This window comes from Neobacillus sp. C211 (assembly GCF_051842875.1).
Classification (GTDB): Bacteria; Bacillota; Bacilli; order Bacillales; family Cytobacillaceae; genus Neobacillus.
Map to the genome: position 1 here is coordinate 134,530 of NZ_JBPXRO010000002.1, position 18,362 is coordinate 152,891.

The following is an 18,362-nucleotide window of genomic DNA, read 5'->3' on the forward strand; positions in this document are numbered from 1 at the left end:
CATGAAAATACTAAAAGTGAGTGAACTTATTTCGATTAAACGTTCGATTGAAGCGGGTACCTCAGAACAGCAGGATGTTGTCAAAAAAATAATTGCGGAGATTCGCACTCGCGGTGACGAAGCGTTAAGAGAGTATACCGAAAAGTTCGACCGTGTGAACTTATCTTCTTTTTCCGTAACAGATAAAGAAATCGAGGCAGCCTATCAGCAGATCGATCAGCGTTTTATCTCGATCGTCCAGGAAGCAGCGGAAAATATTCGAGCATTTCATGAAAAGCAGCTCCGGCCATCATGGATGACCACCGAAGAAAATGGAACCGTTCTTGGTCAAAAAATAACGCCGCTTGATTCGGTTGGCCTGTATGTGCCAGGTGGAACAGCTGCCTATCCATCATCCGTCCTAATGAATGTGATTCCGGCGAAAGTCGCTGGTGTGAAACGGATTGTGATGGTATCACCTCCTGATGACCAAGGTCAATTGCCAGCAGTGGTACTTGTGGCTGCAAAGGAAGCCGGCGTCGAAGAAATCTATAAGGTTGGCGGGGCTCAGGCAATTGCGGCACTCGCCTATGGAACAGAATCGATTCGCTCCGTTGATAAAATTACCGGTCCGGGAAATATCTTTGTGGCGCTGGCAAAACGAGAAGTTTTCGGGGATGTGGACATCGACATGATCGCCGGTCCAAGTGAGATCGCCATCTTGGCAGATGACTCGGCAAAGGCGGACGAATTGGCGGCTGACCTGCTATCACAAGCGGAGCATGACCCACGTGCCTGTAGTGTTCTCGTGACTCCATCGCTTACTTTAGCCGAAGCTGTTGCTTTGGAAGTCGAAAAGCAGCTAGAACATCTGCCGCGAAAAGACATTGCCGCCCGCTCGGTTGCCGACTATGGTGCGATTTACGTAACAGCAGATATGGACGAAGCGGTCGAAACCGTAAACCAGTTAGCACCGGAACACTTAGAAGTCATCACAGAAAATGCCATTGAGTTACTTGGGAAAATTCGTCACGCAGGAGCGATCTTTATTGGTCGTTACAGCTCTGAACCCGTGGGAGACTATTTTGCAGGTCCCAATCATGTTCTGCCGACAAACGGAACCGCTCGCTTTTCCAGTCCACTAAATGTGGACGATTTTCAAAAGAAATCGAGCGTAATTATCTACAGTGAAAAGGCTTTAACCGAGAATGGTGCAAAAATTGCTGAGTTCGCCCGGATGGAAGGGCTCGAGGCCCATGCGAGAGCAGTGGAAATTCGTTTGAAAAATGACGGAAAGTTATAGCTTTCATAAAATAAGGAGGTCCCGTTCGTGGAAAGAATCGCAAGTGTTGAACGAAATACAAATGAAACGCAAATACAATTGAAATTAGAAGTAGATGGTGACGGACAGTCCAATCTTGAAACGGGTGTCCCATTCATGACGCATATGCTTGATTTATTCACAAAGCACGGGCAATTCAACCTTACAGTTAATGCGAATGGTGATACAGAAGTAGACGATCACCATACAACAGAAGATATTGGCATTTGTTTAGGGCAGGCGCTTCGTGAAGCACTGGGGGACAAGCGCGGCATTAAGCGCTACGGGAATGCCTTTGTACCGATGGATGAAGCTTTAGCACAGGTAGTCGTCGATCTCAGTAATCGTCCGCATCTCGAAATGCGTGCCGAGTTTCCAGGACAAAAAGTGGGCACCTTTGACACCGAGCTTGTTCATGAATTTTTATGGAAGCTTGCATTAGAAGCTCGGATGAATCTTCATGTTATCGTACATTACGGACAAAATACACACCATATGATCGAAGCCGTCTTTAAAGCACTCGGACGTGCCCTAGACGAAGCAACGACCATCGACCCACGCATCAAAGGCGTGCCATCGACAAAAGGGATGTTATAAAAACCTTGGTGTCAGGCACCATCAAACAGAAGGCAAGAAATTTGGGTGTCAGGCACCATGAAGAGGCACCAGGAAAGGGATGTTTTCGATGATTGGCATTGTTGATTATGGGATGGGGAATTTGTTTAGCGTGAGTAAAGCACTTGAGCGACTAGGCGCTGATTATTTTATTTCCGCCAATAAGAAGGAATTACTTCAAGCTGATGGATTGATTCTTCCTGGGGTGGGTTCCTTTCGTGATGCGATGGAACGCTTGCCAGTGAAGACGATCAAGGAATTTGTGGCAACGGGTAAACCGCTCCTCGGTATCTGCCTTGGGATGCAGCTGTTGTTTGAGCAAAGTGAGGAAAATGGTCTAACGAAAGGGTTAGGATTGTTACCAGGAAGTGTTCGCCGCTTTCCAGGCCGAACATCAGAGGGAGCGACTTACAAGGTTCCTCACATGGGCTGGAACCGGCTTGAATTTGTTAACAACTCACCTCTGTTAAAAAATGTAGAAGAGGATTATGTGTATTTCGTCCATTCCTATTATGTGGATGCAAACAACAGCGATGTTTTACTGGCAAAGGCGGATTACCACGAACAAGTTTCAGCAGTTGTTGGCAGAGACAATGTGATGGGGATGCAATTTCATCCAGAAAAAAGCAGCAAGCTTGGGATGGCCCTTCTAGATAATTTTTTACAAATGGTGGAGGAAAGGAAGGCAGTCCGATGAGTTTAACAATATATCCGGCAATTGATATGCGGGGCGGCAATTGCGTCCGTCTCCTCCAAGGGGACTATGATCAAGAAACGATTTACGGGAACTCGCCGTTTGATATGGCTAAGAGTTTTGCCGCTGACGGCGCAGATTGGATCCACATGGTGGACCTTGACGGAGCAAAGGATGGCAAGCGGGTTAATGACCGGTTCGTGATTGAAGCGGCAAACAAACTTGATGTAAAAATTCAAATTGGCGGCGGGATTCGTTCGGAAGAGGACATCGTTCACTACCTTGAAAATGGTGTGGATCGGGTCATCATCGGAAGCATTGCTGTATCGAATCCGGAGTTTGCAATTGAGATGATAAAGAAATACGGTGGAAAAATTGCGGTTGGCATTGATGCGAAAAATGGCTATGTCGCCACACACGGATGGCTGGATACCTCAGAACTAAAGGCGGTCGATCTTGGCAAGCGCTTTGCAGAAGCAGGCGCAGAGACGTTTATTTTTACCGATATTGCCACAGATGGGACACTTGCAGGTCCGAATATAGCAGCTGTATGTGAAATGGCAGAAGTAACTGGAAAAAATGTCATTGCCTCTGGCGGGGTAAGCAGTCTTGCAGATTTAAAGGAGATAGCGAAAAACGGCATAAGCGGTGCAATTGTAGGTAAGGCGCTATACGAAAATCGTTTTACCCTGAAAGAAGCATTGGAACTGGCAGGAGTATAACACAGGAGTTTACATAGTATTCCCTGCAAAAAGAGGCATTGGAAGGTGAGAGTATATGACATTAACAAAACGAATCATTCCCTGCCTTGATGTAAAGGACGGTCGAGTGGTAAAAGGCATTCAATTTGTCCAGCTGCGGGATGCGGGGGACCCGGTTGAATTGGCACGATTTTACGACCAGCAAGGTGCAGACGAGCTTGTTTTCCTAGATATCTCAGCATCGGTTGAAGGAAGAAAAACGATGGTGGAAGTAGTGAAAGCTGTCGCTTCCGAGCTGGCGATTCCGTTTACGGTTGGCGGGGGAATCAATGCCTTGGAAGATATGAAGAGAATTCTTCGGGCCGGGGCAGATAAAGTGTCACTGAACACAGCTGCCGTCTTGAATCCAGAGGTCATTAAAGAAGGTGCCAGTTACTTCGGTTCGCAATGTATCGTCGTAGCGATTGATGCGAAATTTGATGAAGAAATTGGGACATGGCGTGTGTTTACGCACGGCGGCCGGACTCCTACAGACAAACTAGTGGTTGAGTGGGCAAAGGAAGCAGCCGAGCTTGGAGCAGGTGAAATTCTATTAACAAGTATGGACAGTGACGGCGAGAAAAATGGATTTGATCTAGAACTGACAAAGGCGGTTAGTGAAGCCGTTCCGATTCCAGTCATCGCTTCGGGCGGAGCAGGGAATTCGGAACACTTTGAGGAAGCATTTAGCGCTGGGAAGGCAGACGCTGGCCTTGCTGCTTCTATTTTTCACTATAAAGAGACTTCTGTTCATGAGGTAAAATCCTATTTACGGGAAAAAGGAGTGACGGTTCGATGAATGTACGATTTGATGAAAAAGGGTTAGTGCCGGCAATTATCCAGGATGCGGGAACGAAGGAAGTATTAACGCTCGCATATATGAACGAGGAATCACTCGCGAAAACAATTGAAACGGGTGAAACCTGGTTTTTCAGCCGTTCTCGTCAGGAATTATGGCATAAAGGAGCGACAAGCGGCAATACGCAAACGGTTGTCAGCATCAACTATGACTGTGATCAAGATGCATTATTAGTGCTTGTCTATCCCAAAGGTCCTGCCTGCCATACGGGTGCGGTGAGCTGTTTTTCTGAACGTGGATTTAAAGGGACTTCGAGCTTGGCCGATTATCAGATCCTGCAATCGCTTGAAAAAGTGATCGTCGAACGTGAACGTGAGCGGCCAGAAGGGGCATACACAACCTATCTTTTTGAAAAAGGCGTCGATAAGATTTTGAAAAAAGTCGGTGAAGAAGCGGCCGAAGTAATTATCGCTGCTAAAAACCGTGACCCTGAGGAGCTAAGATGGGAAGCAGCAGATTTGCTTTATCACTTACAGGTATTGCTGGTGGAACAAGGCCTCCCATTCAAAGATATTTTGAGAACATTAGAGGAAAGACACAAGGACCGGTCGTAAATAGACCGGTTTTTTTTATTTAATATTGCATTGAACAAAACTGAAGAGTAATTTTACAAATTAGGCTACTATTATACAAAACTGAGAGCTTATTTTACAAAACGCACCGATAATTATACAAAAGTTAGATGAATTAGACGGAAATTGTAAAAACATTTCCATTTCGCCATATCTTTCTAAAACAATCCGAAACTCCCCCATTACAATCCCTTCTCGAACAACTCCATCATGTGGTATACTACATTAGTTATGTTAAAAATGTGGAGGACTTCATGGGTAAAGACGCGAAAGCAAGAATGCATATGGGAAAATTACTTTCATTTGTTCCTACGGGGGAATATTATTTCACGAAGGGTTTAAAGGCATTCCATCGACGTGATTTTATAAAAGCAAAAAAATATCTTGGGCGAGCGATGCAGCTTGAGCCGGGTGAACCGATGATTATATGCCAGTTGGCGATCGTGTCAACAGAACTTGGCGAGTTTGAAAATTCCAACCGGCTCTTGCACCTCATCCTTGAAGAACTAGATCAAGAAATGGTGGAATGCCATTACTTTTTGGCGAATAATTATGCCCATTTGGGATTTTTTAAAGATGCTTATCACCACGCCAAGCTGTATTTAGAGCTAGATCCAGATGGTGATTTTAGCGAAGATACAGATGATTTGCTTGATGTATTAACATTTGAGTCAGAGGATCTTGAGGATGAACTTTATCCGCAGGATGACCTGATTGTCAAACAAGAACAAGCTCGTGACCTGCTGGAGTCAGGTTACTTTCCAAAAGCAATTGAGCTGTTAAATGATGTGGTCAAAGATTATCCGGAGTACTGGTCGGCATACAATAACTTGGCGCTCGCTTATTTCTATCTAGGCAAAACAGAAAAGGCGGAATCCATCCTAGACGATGTGTTGGAGCGAAATCCGGGAAATCTCCATGCTCTTTGTAACAGACTTGTATTTGCTCATTATCAGGGCCAATCAAAGAATGTGGCAGGGTTGATTGCAACATTGAAGAAAATTCAACCGCTTCTTAGTGAACAGCAATTTAAGCTGGGTGCCTCGTTTGCTTTGGTTGGTGAATATGAACTTGCCTATTTATGGCTGAAAAAATTATATAAACATGGCTTTGATGGCGATGGTCCATATTATTATTGGCTTTCTTATTCGGCCTATTTCACAGGCCATGAAAATTTTGCAAAAAGCATCTGGAAAAAGGTGCTGGACCTTAGTCCTGACAAAGAAGGCTCTGAACCATGGAATAAAGAAAACGCATCAGCTAATGGTTTTGAGGACCTTTCCGGATCTATTTTTCAAAAGCTTGAAAGCGACTATGTAGAAGAGCGCTTATTTGCCCTTTTCCTAACGACCGTTTCAAGTAAAAAAGAGGAAATTATCACCTCTAAACGGCTTTTTAAAAACCAGAAATTTACGGCCTTGGAAAAGGATTATATCTCGTTAATCAGATCGGGAAAACCATCCATGACTTCGGATGCACAAGAAATTGCCGAGCTTTTTTATGAAACCCATCAACCAATTGGCACCATTGAGGCTGGGTTATACCTCATGTGGTTTTCCGTGTATGTCGAGGTTTCCAAAGCTAAGCTTCGTTTGAAAAATAAACGTGCCTGGGCTGGCGCAGTTGAGTATATGTGGCACAAGCTGCGCAGTGAAAAGGTATCCCAGCAGGAAGTTGCTGAACGCTATGGGATTTCCACAGCAACGATTGGCAAATATGTAAAAATAGTGAATAGCTATTTGAATTAAGCATATTGGTGGACGATAAAACGATTGTTATATACGATTAAGTAAGGGAACAATATACTTAATCGTATTTTTTTATATTACTGTCTAGCTGCAGCGCCTAGGGGCTCTATGGTCTAAGCCAATCCGACGAGAAGGTAAAGAACAACCTTCCGGCCGGCTCGTCTTATGCTAGTCGCCCCTGACCAAAGCGCTTCCGCTTTTCTATAAAGGAGTGACAAAATATGTCTGAAGAAAAAATTTATGACGTCATTATTGCCGGTGCTGGCCCTGCGGGGATGACAGCGGCTGTTTATACATCTCGTGCGAACCTTTCGACACTAATGATTGAGCGCGGGATGCCGGGTGGGCAGATGGCCAATACCGAGGACGTTGAAAATTATCCTGGCTTTGAAAGTATTTTAGGTCCGGATTTATCAACAAAGATGTTCGAACATGCGAAAAAGTTTGGCGCAGAATATGCTTATGGCGATATTAAGGAAATCATTGATCACGGTGACTATAAAATCGTCGTTGCCGGGTCAAAACAATATAAAGCTTACGCAGTTATCATTACTACGGGTGCAGAGTATAAGAAAATTGGTGTTCCAGGTGAAAAAGAACTGGGCGGCCGCGGTGTATCCTATTGTGCTGTATGTGATGGGGCCTTCTTTAAAGCAAAAGAGCTTTATGTGATTGGCGGCGGGGACTCTGCCGTTGAAGAAGGGGTTTATTTAACCCGTTTCGCTTCCAAAGTAACTATCGTCCATCGCCGTGCTGAGCTTCGTGCCCAAAAAATCCTCCAGGACCGTGCTTTTGCCAATGAGAAAGTGGATTTTATTTGGAATCACACGATTAAGTCGATTAATGACAAAGATGGCAAAGTGGGTAGTGTGACATTGGTTTCCACAGAGAATGGCGAGGAGCAAGTATTACCGGCTGACGGAGTCTTTATTTATATCGGCATGGTGCCATTATCGAAACCATTTACAAGCCTAGGAATTACCAATGAAAATGGCTATATCGAAACAAATGACCGCATGGAAACGAAGGTACCGGGAATTTTTGCAGCTGGTGATATTCGAGAAAAAACGTTACGCCAGATTGTGACTGCAACGGGAGATGGAAGTATTGCTGCTCAAAGTGCCCAGCATTTTGTTGAGGAGCTTAAAGAAGAATTAAAACAAAAAAGCAGAAGCTAAAAAATCTTCCATTGTTTTTACAAAAACGTAACTCTGTTTTAATTCTCTTGTAACAGTAGTGAAATATTGTTAGGGTATGATAAAAGCAGTAATTGACCCCCTTTAAAAAATATATTCCTTTCATGCACAGGCCCGTAGCCTGTGCTATTTTTTTAGGCGGATCTGCTCGTAAGTATTTTATAAAAAGTATGTTAGCAATAGTGACAAACTATAATAATAATTAAAGAAATATCAAATTTGTATTCATTGTGACTGTATCCTAAAAATAGTATAATAAAAAGAATGAATTTAAAGTTATAGAGGGTTCTTTTGTAATTCGAGTAGACTATGAAAAGGTCCTTTTTCAAAAAGGACAAGCGAATGCTTTTTCGAAGACTGCTAAAAACATGTATGCTTTATTAAGAGGGTGAATGTTGTGCAGCGTGTCACCAATTGTGTATTGATAAGAGACGAAAAAATATTGCTGCTGCAAAAACCACGCCGCGGCTGGTGGGTTGCTCCTGGTGGGAAAATGGAGCCGGGCGAATCGGTTCGAGACTCTTGCATCAGGGAATATCGTGAAGAAACGGGAATCTATTTGAAAAATCCACAGCTAAAAGGGATTTTTACAATGATTATGAAAGAAAACGACCAGCTTCTTTCCGAGTGGATGATGTTTACATTTGTAGCAACTGATGCGGACGGCATCGATTTAGACGAATCTGAGGAAGGTAAACTTGGATGGCAAATGATTGATCAATTGAAAAATTTGCCAATGGCTGCTGGCGATTATCATATTCTTGATTATATGATTCATGGAAAAGGAATTATTTACGGTACTTTTACTTATACAAAAGACTTTCAACTAATCAGTTATCGATTAGATCCAAGCTAACTAATAGGGGGAATTAATAATGAGTACCGGTGCTGCAAGTGACATTCAAATGGTGATAATTACTGGAATGTCTGGTGCAGGAAAAACTGTAGCCATTCAAAGTTTTGAAGATTTAGGTTTCTTCTGTGTCGATAATTTGCCTCCAACATTGCTTCCAAAATTCCTCGAACTTATGAAGGAATCCGGGAATAAAATGAATAAAGTTGCCCTTGTTATGGACCTGCGAGGGAGAGAATTCTTTGATCATCTATTTAAAGCATTGGATGAACTGGGAGAAACTTCATGGGTGGCCCCGCAGATCTTATTTTTAGATGCGGATGATTCAACATTAGTGCGCAGATATAAAGAGACAAGGCGGTCGCATCCGTTAGCACCGACAGGCCTGCCGCTTGAAGGAATTACGCTTGAGCGTGAACTTCTTGAAGAACTTAAAGGCAGGGCTCAATTGATTTACAATACTTCCCAGATGAAACCGCGGGAACTTCGTGAGAAAATATTAACGGAATTTACGGCGAATAAACAATCACTCTTTACTGTCAATGTCATGTCATTTGGCTTTAAGTATGGAATTCCTATTGATGCGGACCTTGTGTTTGATGTGCGTTTCTTACCAAATCCTCATTATATCGAGCATATGAGACCTAAAACGGGGCTTGATGAGGATGTTTCCAGTTATGTATTAAAGTGGAATGAAACACATAAGTTTTTGGAAAAAGTAACCGACCTGCTTTCTTTCATGCTGCCTCATTATAAAAGAGAAGGAAAAGCGCAGTTAGTGATTGCGATTGGATGTACAGGCGGACAGCACCGTTCAGTGACGCTTGCTGAACATCTAGGTAAATTTTTCCAACAAGACTATAAGACATGTATATCCCATCGTGACATTGAGAGGAGAAAGGAAAAAACAACATGAGCATTTACGGACAGCCTCGAATTGTCGTCATTGGCGGGGGAACAGGATTGCCAGTTTTATTGCGTGGATTAAAACAGTTTCCTGTGGAGATTACCGCCATTGTGACAGTCGCGGATGACGGCGGCAGTTCAGGACGCTTGCGTGAAGACTTGCATATTCCACCTCCTGGAGATATTCGCAATGTGTTAGCATCCTTATCAGATGTCGAACCGCTCGTTGAAGAAATGTTTCAACATCGGTTTAAAACATCGAATGAGCTTTCCGGACACTCGCTTGGAAATTTAATCTTGGCTGCAATGACCTCAATCACGGGTAATTTTGTCCACGCGATCCAGGAAATGAGTAAGATCTTAAATGTTCATGGTAAAGTCCTGCCTGCAGCAAATCAGAGTGTCGTCCTTCATGCTGAAATGGAAGACGGAACGATTGTCTCAGGGGAATCAAAAATTCCATATTCGGGTAAGAGAATTAAAAAAGTGTTTATGACGCCGGAAAATATTCGTCCCTTACCAGAGGCGATTCAAGCCATCCGTCAGGCTGATTTAATCATCATTGGGCCAGGGAGCCTATATACAAGTATTCTGCCAAACCTGCTCGTTCCAAGAATCGGGGATGAGCTGTGCCAGTCACACGCCAAAAAGGTGTATATTTGTAATTTGATGACCCAGGCTGGGGAAACCCATGGCTTTACAGCGAGCGATCATGTAAAGGCCTTATATGATCATATGAGCTGTGCTTTTATTAATACGATTCTTGTAAATAATGAAGAGATACCACAGGATATTCAGCTCCGATATAATGAAGAACTGGCTGACCCTGTTCTATATGATCTGCCGCGCCTTTTTGAATTAGGACTAGAAGTTGTTCACGCGGACATCGCTTATCAGGAAAATGGTGCGCTAAGACATGATCCGAAAAAGGTTGCAAAAATTTTATATAATTTGCTTTTAATTGAAACCAAAAAGCGTTATGAAACGTAAATATAGTACTTACTAAAAACGCTTTGTTTTTTTAAGGGGGGTGAAGGGATGTCTTTCGCTTCGGAAACGAAAAAAGAATTAACTAACTTGGAAGTGAAAACGTGCTGCATTCAAGCAGAACTATCCGCTTTAATCCGGATGAATGGTTCCCTTTCATTCTCAAATCGTAAGTTAGTTGTTGATATTCAAACCGAAAATGCTGCGATTGCCAGAAGAATCTACACATTATTAAAAAAGAGTTACGATGTCCAGGTAGAGTTGCTTGTTCGGAAAAAGATGCGTCTGAAAAAGAACAACGTCTACATTGTCCGATTATCCCATCTGGCTAAAGAAATTCTCGAGGATACAAAAATTATTGGTGAGGGTTTTACCATCATCCATGATATTTCACCAGAGCTTGTAAAAAAGAAATGTTGTAAGCGTTCTTATCTACGCGGTGCATTTCTAGCTGGCGGTTCCGTCAATAACCCGGAAACATCTTCGTATCATTTGGAAATTTTTTCGCTCTATAAAGAACATAATGACTCTTTATGCGAATTGATGAATACATTTGGACTAAATAGCAAAACTCTCGAGCGCAAAAAAGGTTATATCAACTATTTAAAAGAAGCAGAAAAGATTACCGAGTTTTTAAATGTTGCAGGTGCCCATAATGCCCTTCTTCGCTTCGAAGACGTAAGGATTGTTCGAGATATGAGGAATTCAGTCAATCGTCTCGTAAACTGTGAGACCGCAAACCTTAATAAAACGATCGGTGCTTCGATTCGGCAGGTCGAGAATATCCGCTACATCAATGCAACGGTCGGGCTGCAAATTTTACCAGAAAAATTGAGAGAAATTGCAGAACTCCGTTTGAATTATACGGACGTGACCCTTAAGGAATTGGGGGAAATGGTTTCCGGTGGTGCGATCAGTAAATCAGGGATTAATCATCGCTTGAGAAAAATCGATGCGATTGCTGAGAAATTGCGTGCAGGGGATATGGTTACTCGAGAGTAGATTATCCTATAGTACAATAACATAGGTATAAGATAACATGTGAAAGACATAACATGTATCGAGTGAAGACTTACCTGAAGATAATAATTATGTACAAAGCTCCAAGAAAAATAGAGTAAAAAAACCATGAGGAGGAATTGTGTAATGTTAGTGAAACAAGTGGAAGTAAAATTAAAAACGGGTCTTCAAGCACGACCTGCGGCTCTTTTTGTTCAGGAAGCCAACCGATTTTCTGCGGATATTTTCCTTGAGAAGGATGGCAAGAAAGTAAATGCAAAGAGCATAATGGGCTTAATGAGCTTGGCTGTTGGCTCAGGTGTCATGATTGATATAGTAGCAGATGGCGATGATGAAGCATCTGCTATTGAAGCGTTAGCTGATTTTATCCAAAAAGAACATTGATCTGAAAGAGGACCGGAGCCAATTGGAACCGGCCTTTTTTGGTTATTAGCAAAAAAAAGCAACCGGCTGGATGCCGATTGCTTCTTTGTACTTATTTGTTTTTATTTTTCTCATCTTCGATTAAATTACGAGTGATGATATGGTCGATTAGACCATATTCTTTTGCACGTTCTGCTGTCATGAAGTTGTCGCGGTCTGTATCTTTGCTGATTACTTCAAGCGACTGTCCAGTCCGTTCTGCTAAAATTCCATTTAATTTTTCGCGAAGGAAAAGGATACGCTTTGCAGCAATTTCGATTTCAGTTGCTTGTCCTTGTGCACCGCCTAGTGGCTGGTGAATCATGACTTCAGCATTTGGAAGCGCATAACGCTTGCCTTTTTCACCTGCTGCCAGTAAGAATGCACCCATGGATGCAGCCATACCGATACAAATAGTTTGTACCTTTGGTTTGATGAATTGCATTGTATCAAAAATAGCCATACCTGCGGTGATGCTGCCGCCTGGGCTGTTGATATATAAAGAAATATCTTTTTCAGGGTTATCCGCTTCAAGGAATAATAATTGTGCAACAATGCTGTTAGCCACATGGTCATCGATCGCACTACCAAGCATAATAATCCGGTCTTTTAACAGACGGGAATAAATGTCATAAGCACGCTCGCCCCGGTTTGTTTGTTCAATAACTGTAGGGATCAAATTCATTTTTCTTCCTCCTTTGATTGTAAAGATAAAAGTAATATGTATAGTTATCATACACTGATGGTCAATAAAGGTCAAACAATACCTCTTTAAAAATGTTCGACAACTTTCCCTAATTCAGCATAACCATTTCTGACTATTTTAAACAATTCTTTGCTTGCAATGTGACGGAACCTGGCATATAATATGTAAGTCGCAACAATTTAGCGCTCGTGGTGCAACGGATAGCACGTAAGCCTCCGAAGCTTAAAATGTGAGTTCGATTCTCGCCGAGCGCATCAAGAAAGCCTCCTGTTTTTTTAAAACAGGGGGTTTTTTATTTTGAAAAAGGGTTCTGAATTTCCAATAAAAGGTTAAATGCACAAAATTCTTCCAAAATGGCACAAAACATGCTCAAAATGGTACAAAACCTTTCAAAAATTGCACATAAAATGGAAAATCGGCACAAAACCACCGGAAATCAGCACAAAACTAAAACTTCATCCAAAAACCTCTTAGCTTTATGCCTGAAAAAGGCTTAGTTCCATCCTCGAATATCATTTTCTAATACCCGAAATTCCCTCAATCGTGTAAAATAGAAAACAGGGGGGATACGAATGAACTTGAAGGCCGGTTTATGGCAGCAGCAAACATTAAAATTGGCGATGACACAGGAGCTATCGCAGGCCATTGCATTGTTGCAGTACTCTGCCCATGAGTTAACTGCTTTTTTAGAAGATAAGGCACTTGAAAATCCCCTATTGCAGGTTGAAAATGGCAATATCAAGCCAATGAATCCGCTCATTGACCGTAATCGTCGCAAACACCAAAAAGCGGAAAAGGACTGGATTGATCAAATAGCTGACAAACCATTTTCGCTTGAAGATTATTTACTGTCTCAATTAAAAATAACGAACCTATCGGTGGAACAATTAAGTGTAATACGCCATCTTATCCAAAATTTAGATGAAAACGGTTACTTTCTGGGGGACCTTAGCGAAATCGCCAAAAACCTAAGGGTAATGGAAGATTCAGTTGAAGAATGCTTGGCCATTATCCAAACACTGGAGCCAGCAGGCATCGGGGCAAGGAACCTTCAAGAGTGCCTATTGATGCAAATTTATTATCTAAATCCAGATAACGAACTAGCGCAAAACATAATCGGCGATCATTTCATTCCATTCGCCGAAAAGAAGTGGAAGAAAATTGCTAAAGAACTAAAGGTAACCCTTAAGGATATACAAGATGTTTACGATCAAATTCAAACATTGAATCCTAAGCCTGGGGCCATTTTAGGAAAAGAAGCAACCACTTATATTATCCCAGATGCAATCGTTGAGCAATCAAGCGAGGGACTAACCGTACGGATGTCTGATGAATCGCTGCCAAGGATTAGCCTCAATGAGCAGTATTATCATAAATTCAAAGACCAAGACCAACAAGTAAGCCGCTTTCTACAGGATAAACTCCAGGATTACCAGTGGATCCAAAAAAGCATTGAACAGCGTAAAGAGACGCTGACAAGGGTTGTAGCAAAAATCATTGAAAAACAGGCTTCATTTTTCCAAAAAGGGTCACAATACTTAGTGCCGATGACGATGAAGGAAGTTGCTGGAGAACTTGATATCCATGAATCCACCGTCAGCCGAGCAGTCCGGGAAAAGTATGTGCAAACACCGATTGGGACGTTCGCGTTGAAAACATTTTTTACAAGTACCATACAAACCGTTTCGGATGATGAAAATACATCTTCCACACAGGTAAAGAAGAAAATTGCGACTTTAATAGAAAAAGAGAATAAACAAAAACCGCTTTCTGATCAAGAAATTGTCGAACATTTAAAAATAGAGGAAGGTATGGTGGTTTCAAGAAGGACGATTGCTAAGTACCGGGATCAATTGGGAATTCCCTCCTCTTCGAAAAGAAAAAGGTTTGAATGAAAGGAACAAAAATGATGGATCAAACAACAATCACATTATATACAAGGAGAAGCTGCCCGCTATGTGACAAGGCAAAGTCTACACTTCTGGAGCTAAACAAAGACTCGGAGTTTACCTTAGAAGAAATTGATATTGAATCCAGTGATGAATTAACCGAACAATATGGTTTAATGATCCCAGTTGTTTATATTGATGGAGTAGAAGCAGGATTCGGTGTAATTAACAAATTTGACATAAGTAACCGTTTGCATGAAAAAAAAGCCAATTTTAATAGTTGAAATAGATTTTCACTCCTGTTACAATGAAAAATGTAGCAGGGGTGATTTTTTTTGAATGTAGCGGGACATAATATGTCTATGGTGGACATTTTAGGACCAACTACATATAATAAAGGAGCATGAGATTCATGCAGTCATTAATCGATATCCAAAAAAAATTATTACCCGACCTCCTGCAGGTCTTACAGAAGAGATATTCTATCCTAAGGTACATTGGTTTTATGCAGCCGGTAGGAAGACGGAGTCTAGCAGTCAGTCTCGGGTATACCGAAAGAGTCCTTCGCGGTGAAGTTGATTTCCTAAGGGAGCAAAATTTAATCTACACAAATAATGTGGGAATGAGTTTAACACCTGAAGGGAAAAATTTGCTTGAAGACTTGGAAGGCTTTATGCGTGAGTTAAAGGGTATTGATGTGATGGAGTTGGAATTGAAGCACAAGCTGGGCATTAAAAAGGTCGTCATTGTACCTGGCGATAGTGATGAATCGCCCATGGTGAAAGGTGAGCTTGGCAAGGCAAGTGCTATTTGCATGAAAAAGCTTCTCAGCGGAAAAAATATCATTGCTGTAACTGGCGGTTCAACGATGGCTGCTATCGCAGAAAGACTATCACCAGAGCTTACCCAAAAGGAATTACTGTTTGTACCAGCAAGAGGCGGAGTAGGCGAGGATGTTCAAAATCAGGCAAATACGATTTGTTCGATTATGTCCAGAAACACCCAATCCAAACATCGAGTGTTCTATGTTCCTGATCAGGTCAGTACAGATATCTACGAATCGCTTATCAGAGAACCTGACATTCATGAAGTATTAAAACTAATTAAATCAGCTAGCATGGTTCTTCATGGAATTGGAGATGCTATCACAATGGCTGAACGGCGAAAAACCAATCCTGAGATTCTAAGTATGCTTGAAAGCAGCAAAGCTGTGGGTGAAGCTTTTGGCTATTATTTTAATGAACAAGGCGAAATTGTTCACAAGGTATTAACGATTGGCCTGCAGTTAGAAGATTTGGTTGGCATTCCTAATGTCATCGCGGTTGCAGGCGGGAATTCCAAGGCTAAGGCCATCAAGGCATACTTAAAACAAGCACCAGCATCGACGATTTTAATCACAGATGAAGGTGCAGCTAGAAAGTTATTAAAAGGGTAAATCCTTTTTAAAATAAAAAACATCCTTACCCAATTAAAGGAGGAAATTTATCATGTCAGTAAAAGTTGGTATTAATGGATTTGGACGTATCGGTCGTAACGTATTTCGTGCGGCTTTAGGAAATAGCAATGTGGAAATCGTTGCAATTAATGACTTAACTGATGCAAATATGCTTGCACATCTTCTAAAATATGACACTGTTCACGGGACTCTACAAGAAGATGTTACTGTTGATGGCGAATACCTAGTAGTTGGCGGACACAAAGTGAAAGTTCTTGCAGAACGCGATCCTGCACAATTAGGCTGGGGCGATCTTGGCGTGGACGTAGTTGTTGAATCAACTGGCCGTTTCACAAAACGTGAAGATGCTGCAAAACATCTTGAAGCAGGCGCTAAAAAAGTAATTATCTCTGCACCAGCATCTAACGAAGATATCACAATCGTAATGGGTGTTAACGAAGACAAATATGATGCAAATAACCACCATGTTATTTCAAACGCTTCTTGTACTACAAACTGTCTAGCTCCGTTTGCAAAAGTATTAAATGATACTTTTGGAATCAAACGCGGTATGATGACAACTATTCACTCATACACAAATGACCAACAAATTCTTGACTTGCCGCACAAAGACTACCGTCGTGCACGTGCAGCAGCTGAAAACATGATTCCAACTTCAACTGGTGCTGCAAAAGCAGTTGCGCTTGTTTTACCAGAACTTAAGGGTAAATTAAACGGTATGGCTATTCGCGTTCCAACACCGAACGTTTCTGTAGTTGACTTAGTAGCAGAATTAGACAGAGAAGTAACAGCTGATGAAGTTAACTCTGCATTAAAAGCAGCTGCTGAAGGCCCATTAAAAGGTATTCTAGCATACAGCGAACTTCCATTAGTTTCTACTGATTACAACGGAGCTAAAGTTTCTTCGACAATCGATGCATTATCAACAATGGTTCTTGAAGGCAACATGGTAAAAGTATTATCTTGGTACGATAACGAAGTTGGTTACTCTAACCGCGTTGTTGACCTTGTTGACTACCTTGCACAAAAAGGACTTTAATATATCGGAACGGACGATGATTGGTTTTCAATCATAAGAAGTTGAACATTACAAAGGTTTTCCAAAGGGGAGCGGGGAGTATATGCCCCCCTCCCCTTTTTTTACTGATTTTAGATAATTCATTTTCTTCATACCAAACTTTCGGAGGTCCTTTATGAATAAGAAAACTCTCAAAGATGTCGATGTAAAAGGTAAACGCGTATTTTGCCGAGTGGATTTTAACGTACCTATGCAGGATGGTCAAATTACGGACGACACGCGGATTCGTGCAGCATTGCCAACGATTCAATACTTAGTGGAACAAGGTGCGAAGGTGATTTTAGCCAGCCACTTCGGCCGTCCAAAAGGAAAAGTAGTCGAAGAAATGCGCTTAACCCTAGCCGGTGTCAGACTATCTGAACTGCTTGGCAAAGACGTGAAGAAGGCAGATGAAGCCTATGGTGATTCTGTAAACGCGTTGATTGGAACAATGACGGAAGGCGATGTCCTTCTGCTTGAAAATGTCCGTTTCTATCCTGGCGAGGAAAAGAATGATCCTGAGTTGGCGAAATCATTTGCCGAGTTAGCTGATGTTTATGTAAATGATGCATTTGGTGCAGCACACCGTGCCCATGCTTCAACTGAAGGTATTGCTCATATTCTGCCTGCTGTTTCAGGTCTTTTAATGGAAAAAGAACTCGATGTACTTGGTAAAGCACTTTCTAATCCGGAACGCCCATTTACAGCGATCATCGGTGGAGCCAAAGTAAAGGACAAGATTGGTGTTATTGAAAATCTTTTAGAATTAGTCGATAACTTAATTATTGGCGGCGGTCTTGCTTATACATTTGTCAAAGCACAGGGCCATGAAGTGGGAAAATCACTGCTTGAAGCAGACAAAATTGATCTTGCAAAATCGTTTATTGAAAAAGCTAAGGCAAAGGGTGTTAATTTCTATATGCCTGTGGATGCTGTAGTTGCAGATGATTTCTCTGCAGACGCTAATTCCAAAGTAGTTGCGATTGAGGAAATTCCTGCTGATTGGGAAGCACTTGATATTGGACCGAAAACTGCTGAGATCTATCGTGACGTCATTCAAAAATCAAAACTAGTGATTTGGAATGGACCAATGGGTGTATTTGAAATTGATAAGTTTGCTAACGGCACTAAAGCGGTGGCCGAAGCACTTGCTGAAGCAGAAGGTACATATTCAGTTATTGGCGGCGGAGACTCAGCAGCCGCTGTTGAAAAATTCAATTTAGCAGACAAAATGAGCCACATCTCTACAGGAGGCGGCGCTTCCCTTGAATTTATGGAAGGCAAAGCACTTCCAGGTGTAGTTGCTTTGAACGATAAATAATTTTTATTAGAAAGAAAGTATAAGTTTTGAATGAAGAAGAC

Annotated in this window: 19 protein-coding genes and 1 tRNA gene; 19 read left to right on the forward strand and 1 reads right to left on the reverse strand. The window is 41.9% G+C overall.

The window, feature by feature from the left end; all coding sequences use genetic code 11:
- Position 1 precedes the first annotated feature (1 nt).
- The 13 genes from hisD to ACSU6B_RS02485 all read left to right on the forward strand — a co-directional run bounded on the left by hisD (position 2) and on the right by ACSU6B_RS02485 (position 11,874).
- Positions 2-1,282 carry a histidinol dehydrogenase gene (gene hisD, locus ACSU6B_RS02425; RefSeq protein WP_410882465.1) on the forward strand — a complete coding sequence of 427 codons (1,281 nt, stop codon included), beginning with the start codon at positions 2-4 and terminating at the stop codon, positions 1,280-1,282.
- A gap of 27 nt (positions 1,283-1,309) precedes the next feature.
- Complete coding sequence (gene hisB, locus ACSU6B_RS02430; RefSeq protein WP_168245660.1) at positions 1,310-1,897, forward strand: imidazoleglycerol-phosphate dehydratase HisB; 588 nt, start codon at positions 1,310-1,312, stop codon at positions 1,895-1,897.
- Between the two features lie 88 nt (positions 1,898-1,985).
- Positions 1,986-2,612, forward strand: a complete 627-nt coding sequence (gene hisH / locus ACSU6B_RS02435; protein ID WP_410882467.1) for an imidazole glycerol phosphate synthase subunit HisH — start codon at positions 1,986-1,988, stop codon at positions 2,610-2,612.
- Positions 2,609-3,331 carry a 1-(5-phosphoribosyl)-5-[(5-phosphoribosylamino)methylideneamino]imidazole-4-carboxamide isomerase gene (gene hisA / locus ACSU6B_RS02440; protein WP_410882469.1) on the forward strand — a complete coding sequence of 241 codons (723 nt, stop codon included), beginning with the start codon at positions 2,609-2,611 and terminating at the stop codon, positions 3,329-3,331. The genes hisH and hisA overlap by 4 nt, the downstream gene beginning before the upstream one ends.
- A 55-nt stretch (positions 3,332-3,386) precedes the next feature.
- On the forward strand, positions 3,387-4,148 hold the full coding sequence (hisF, locus tag ACSU6B_RS02445) for an imidazole glycerol phosphate synthase subunit HisF (protein WP_215005562.1): 762 nt from the start codon (positions 3,387-3,389) through the stop codon (positions 4,146-4,148).
- Positions 4,145-4,762: a bifunctional phosphoribosyl-AMP cyclohydrolase/phosphoribosyl-ATP diphosphatase HisIE gene (hisIE, locus tag ACSU6B_RS02450; RefSeq protein ID WP_088089562.1), complete on the forward strand. Its 618-nt coding sequence runs from the start codon at positions 4,145-4,147 to the stop codon at positions 4,760-4,762. Before hisF ends, hisIE begins: the two co-directional genes overlap by 4 nt.
- Before the next feature lie 272 nt (positions 4,763-5,034).
- Entirely contained in the window at positions 5,035-6,528 is a 1,494-nt protein-coding gene (locus ACSU6B_RS02455) for a tetratricopeptide repeat protein (RefSeq protein WP_410882471.1), read from the forward strand.
- A gap of 221 nt (positions 6,529-6,749) precedes the next feature.
- Positions 6,750-7,706, forward strand: a complete 957-nt coding sequence (gene trxB / locus ACSU6B_RS02460) for a thioredoxin-disulfide reductase (protein ID WP_410882473.1) — start codon at positions 6,750-6,752, stop codon at positions 7,704-7,706.
- A 415-nt stretch (positions 7,707-8,121) separates the two neighbouring features.
- The gene (locus ACSU6B_RS02465) at positions 8,122-8,580 is read left to right on the forward strand and encodes an 8-oxo-dGTP diphosphatase (RefSeq protein ID WP_410882789.1); all 459 of its coding nucleotides are present in this window, start codon (positions 8,122-8,124) and stop codon (positions 8,578-8,580) included.
- 19 nt (positions 8,581-8,599) lie between these two features.
- Positions 8,600-9,493, forward strand: a complete 894-nt coding sequence (rapZ, locus tag ACSU6B_RS02470; protein ID WP_410882475.1) for an RNase adapter RapZ — start codon at positions 8,600-8,602, stop codon at positions 9,491-9,493.
- On the forward strand, positions 9,490-10,473 hold the full coding sequence (locus ACSU6B_RS02475; RefSeq protein WP_215005551.1) for a gluconeogenesis factor YvcK family protein: 984 nt from the start codon (positions 9,490-9,492) through the stop codon (positions 10,471-10,473). Before rapZ ends, ACSU6B_RS02475 begins: the two co-directional genes overlap by 4 nt.
- Before the next feature lie 48 nt (positions 10,474-10,521).
- The gene (gene whiA / locus ACSU6B_RS02480) at positions 10,522-11,472 is read left to right on the forward strand and encodes a DNA-binding protein WhiA (RefSeq protein ID WP_215005548.1); all 951 of its coding nucleotides are present in this window, start codon (positions 10,522-10,524) and stop codon (positions 11,470-11,472) included.
- 144 nt (positions 11,473-11,616) lie between these two features.
- Positions 11,617-11,874 carry an HPr family phosphocarrier protein gene (locus ACSU6B_RS02485; RefSeq protein WP_066258757.1) on the forward strand — a complete coding sequence of 86 codons (258 nt, stop codon included), beginning with the start codon at positions 11,617-11,619 and terminating at the stop codon, positions 11,872-11,874.
- 91 nt (positions 11,875-11,965) lie between these two features.
- Here ACSU6B_RS02485 and clpP read toward each other — a convergent pair whose 3' ends face one another.
- Complete coding sequence (gene clpP / locus ACSU6B_RS02490; protein ID WP_088089556.1) at positions 11,966-12,577, reverse strand: ATP-dependent Clp endopeptidase proteolytic subunit ClpP; 612 nt, start codon at positions 12,575-12,577, stop codon at positions 11,966-11,968.
- 203 nt (positions 12,578-12,780) lie between these two features.
- Between clpP and ACSU6B_RS02495 the strand changes: the two genes are divergently transcribed.
- From ACSU6B_RS02495 to ACSU6B_RS02520, 6 genes are all read left to right on the forward strand, one after another.
- Positions 12,781-12,852, forward strand: a tRNA-Arg gene (locus tag ACSU6B_RS02495).
- 318 nt (positions 12,853-13,170) lie between these two features.
- Positions 13,171-14,493, forward strand: coding sequence for an RNA polymerase factor sigma-54 (rpoN, locus tag ACSU6B_RS02500; RefSeq protein ID WP_410882478.1), 1,323 nt, complete (start codon positions 13,171-13,173; stop codon positions 14,491-14,493).
- Positions 14,490-14,771 carry a glutaredoxin family protein gene (locus ACSU6B_RS02505; protein ID WP_410882480.1) on the forward strand — a complete coding sequence of 94 codons (282 nt, stop codon included), beginning with the start codon at positions 14,490-14,492 and terminating at the stop codon, positions 14,769-14,771. Before rpoN ends, ACSU6B_RS02505 begins: the two co-directional genes overlap by 4 nt.
- Positions 14,772-14,899: 128 nt before the next feature.
- On the forward strand, positions 14,900-15,922 hold the full coding sequence (locus ACSU6B_RS02510; RefSeq protein ID WP_410882482.1) for a sugar-binding transcriptional regulator: 1,023 nt from the start codon (positions 14,900-14,902) through the stop codon (positions 15,920-15,922).
- A 52-nt stretch (positions 15,923-15,974) separates the two neighbouring features.
- The gene (gene gap / locus ACSU6B_RS02515) at positions 15,975-16,982 is read left to right on the forward strand and encodes a type I glyceraldehyde-3-phosphate dehydrogenase (RefSeq protein ID WP_088089553.1); all 1,008 of its coding nucleotides are present in this window, start codon (positions 15,975-15,977) and stop codon (positions 16,980-16,982) included.
- Between the two features lie 154 nt (positions 16,983-17,136).
- Entirely contained in the window at positions 17,137-18,321 is a 1,185-nt protein-coding gene (locus ACSU6B_RS02520; protein WP_410882484.1) for a phosphoglycerate kinase, read from the forward strand.
- The last annotated feature ends 41 nt before the right edge of the window (positions 18,322-18,362 follow it).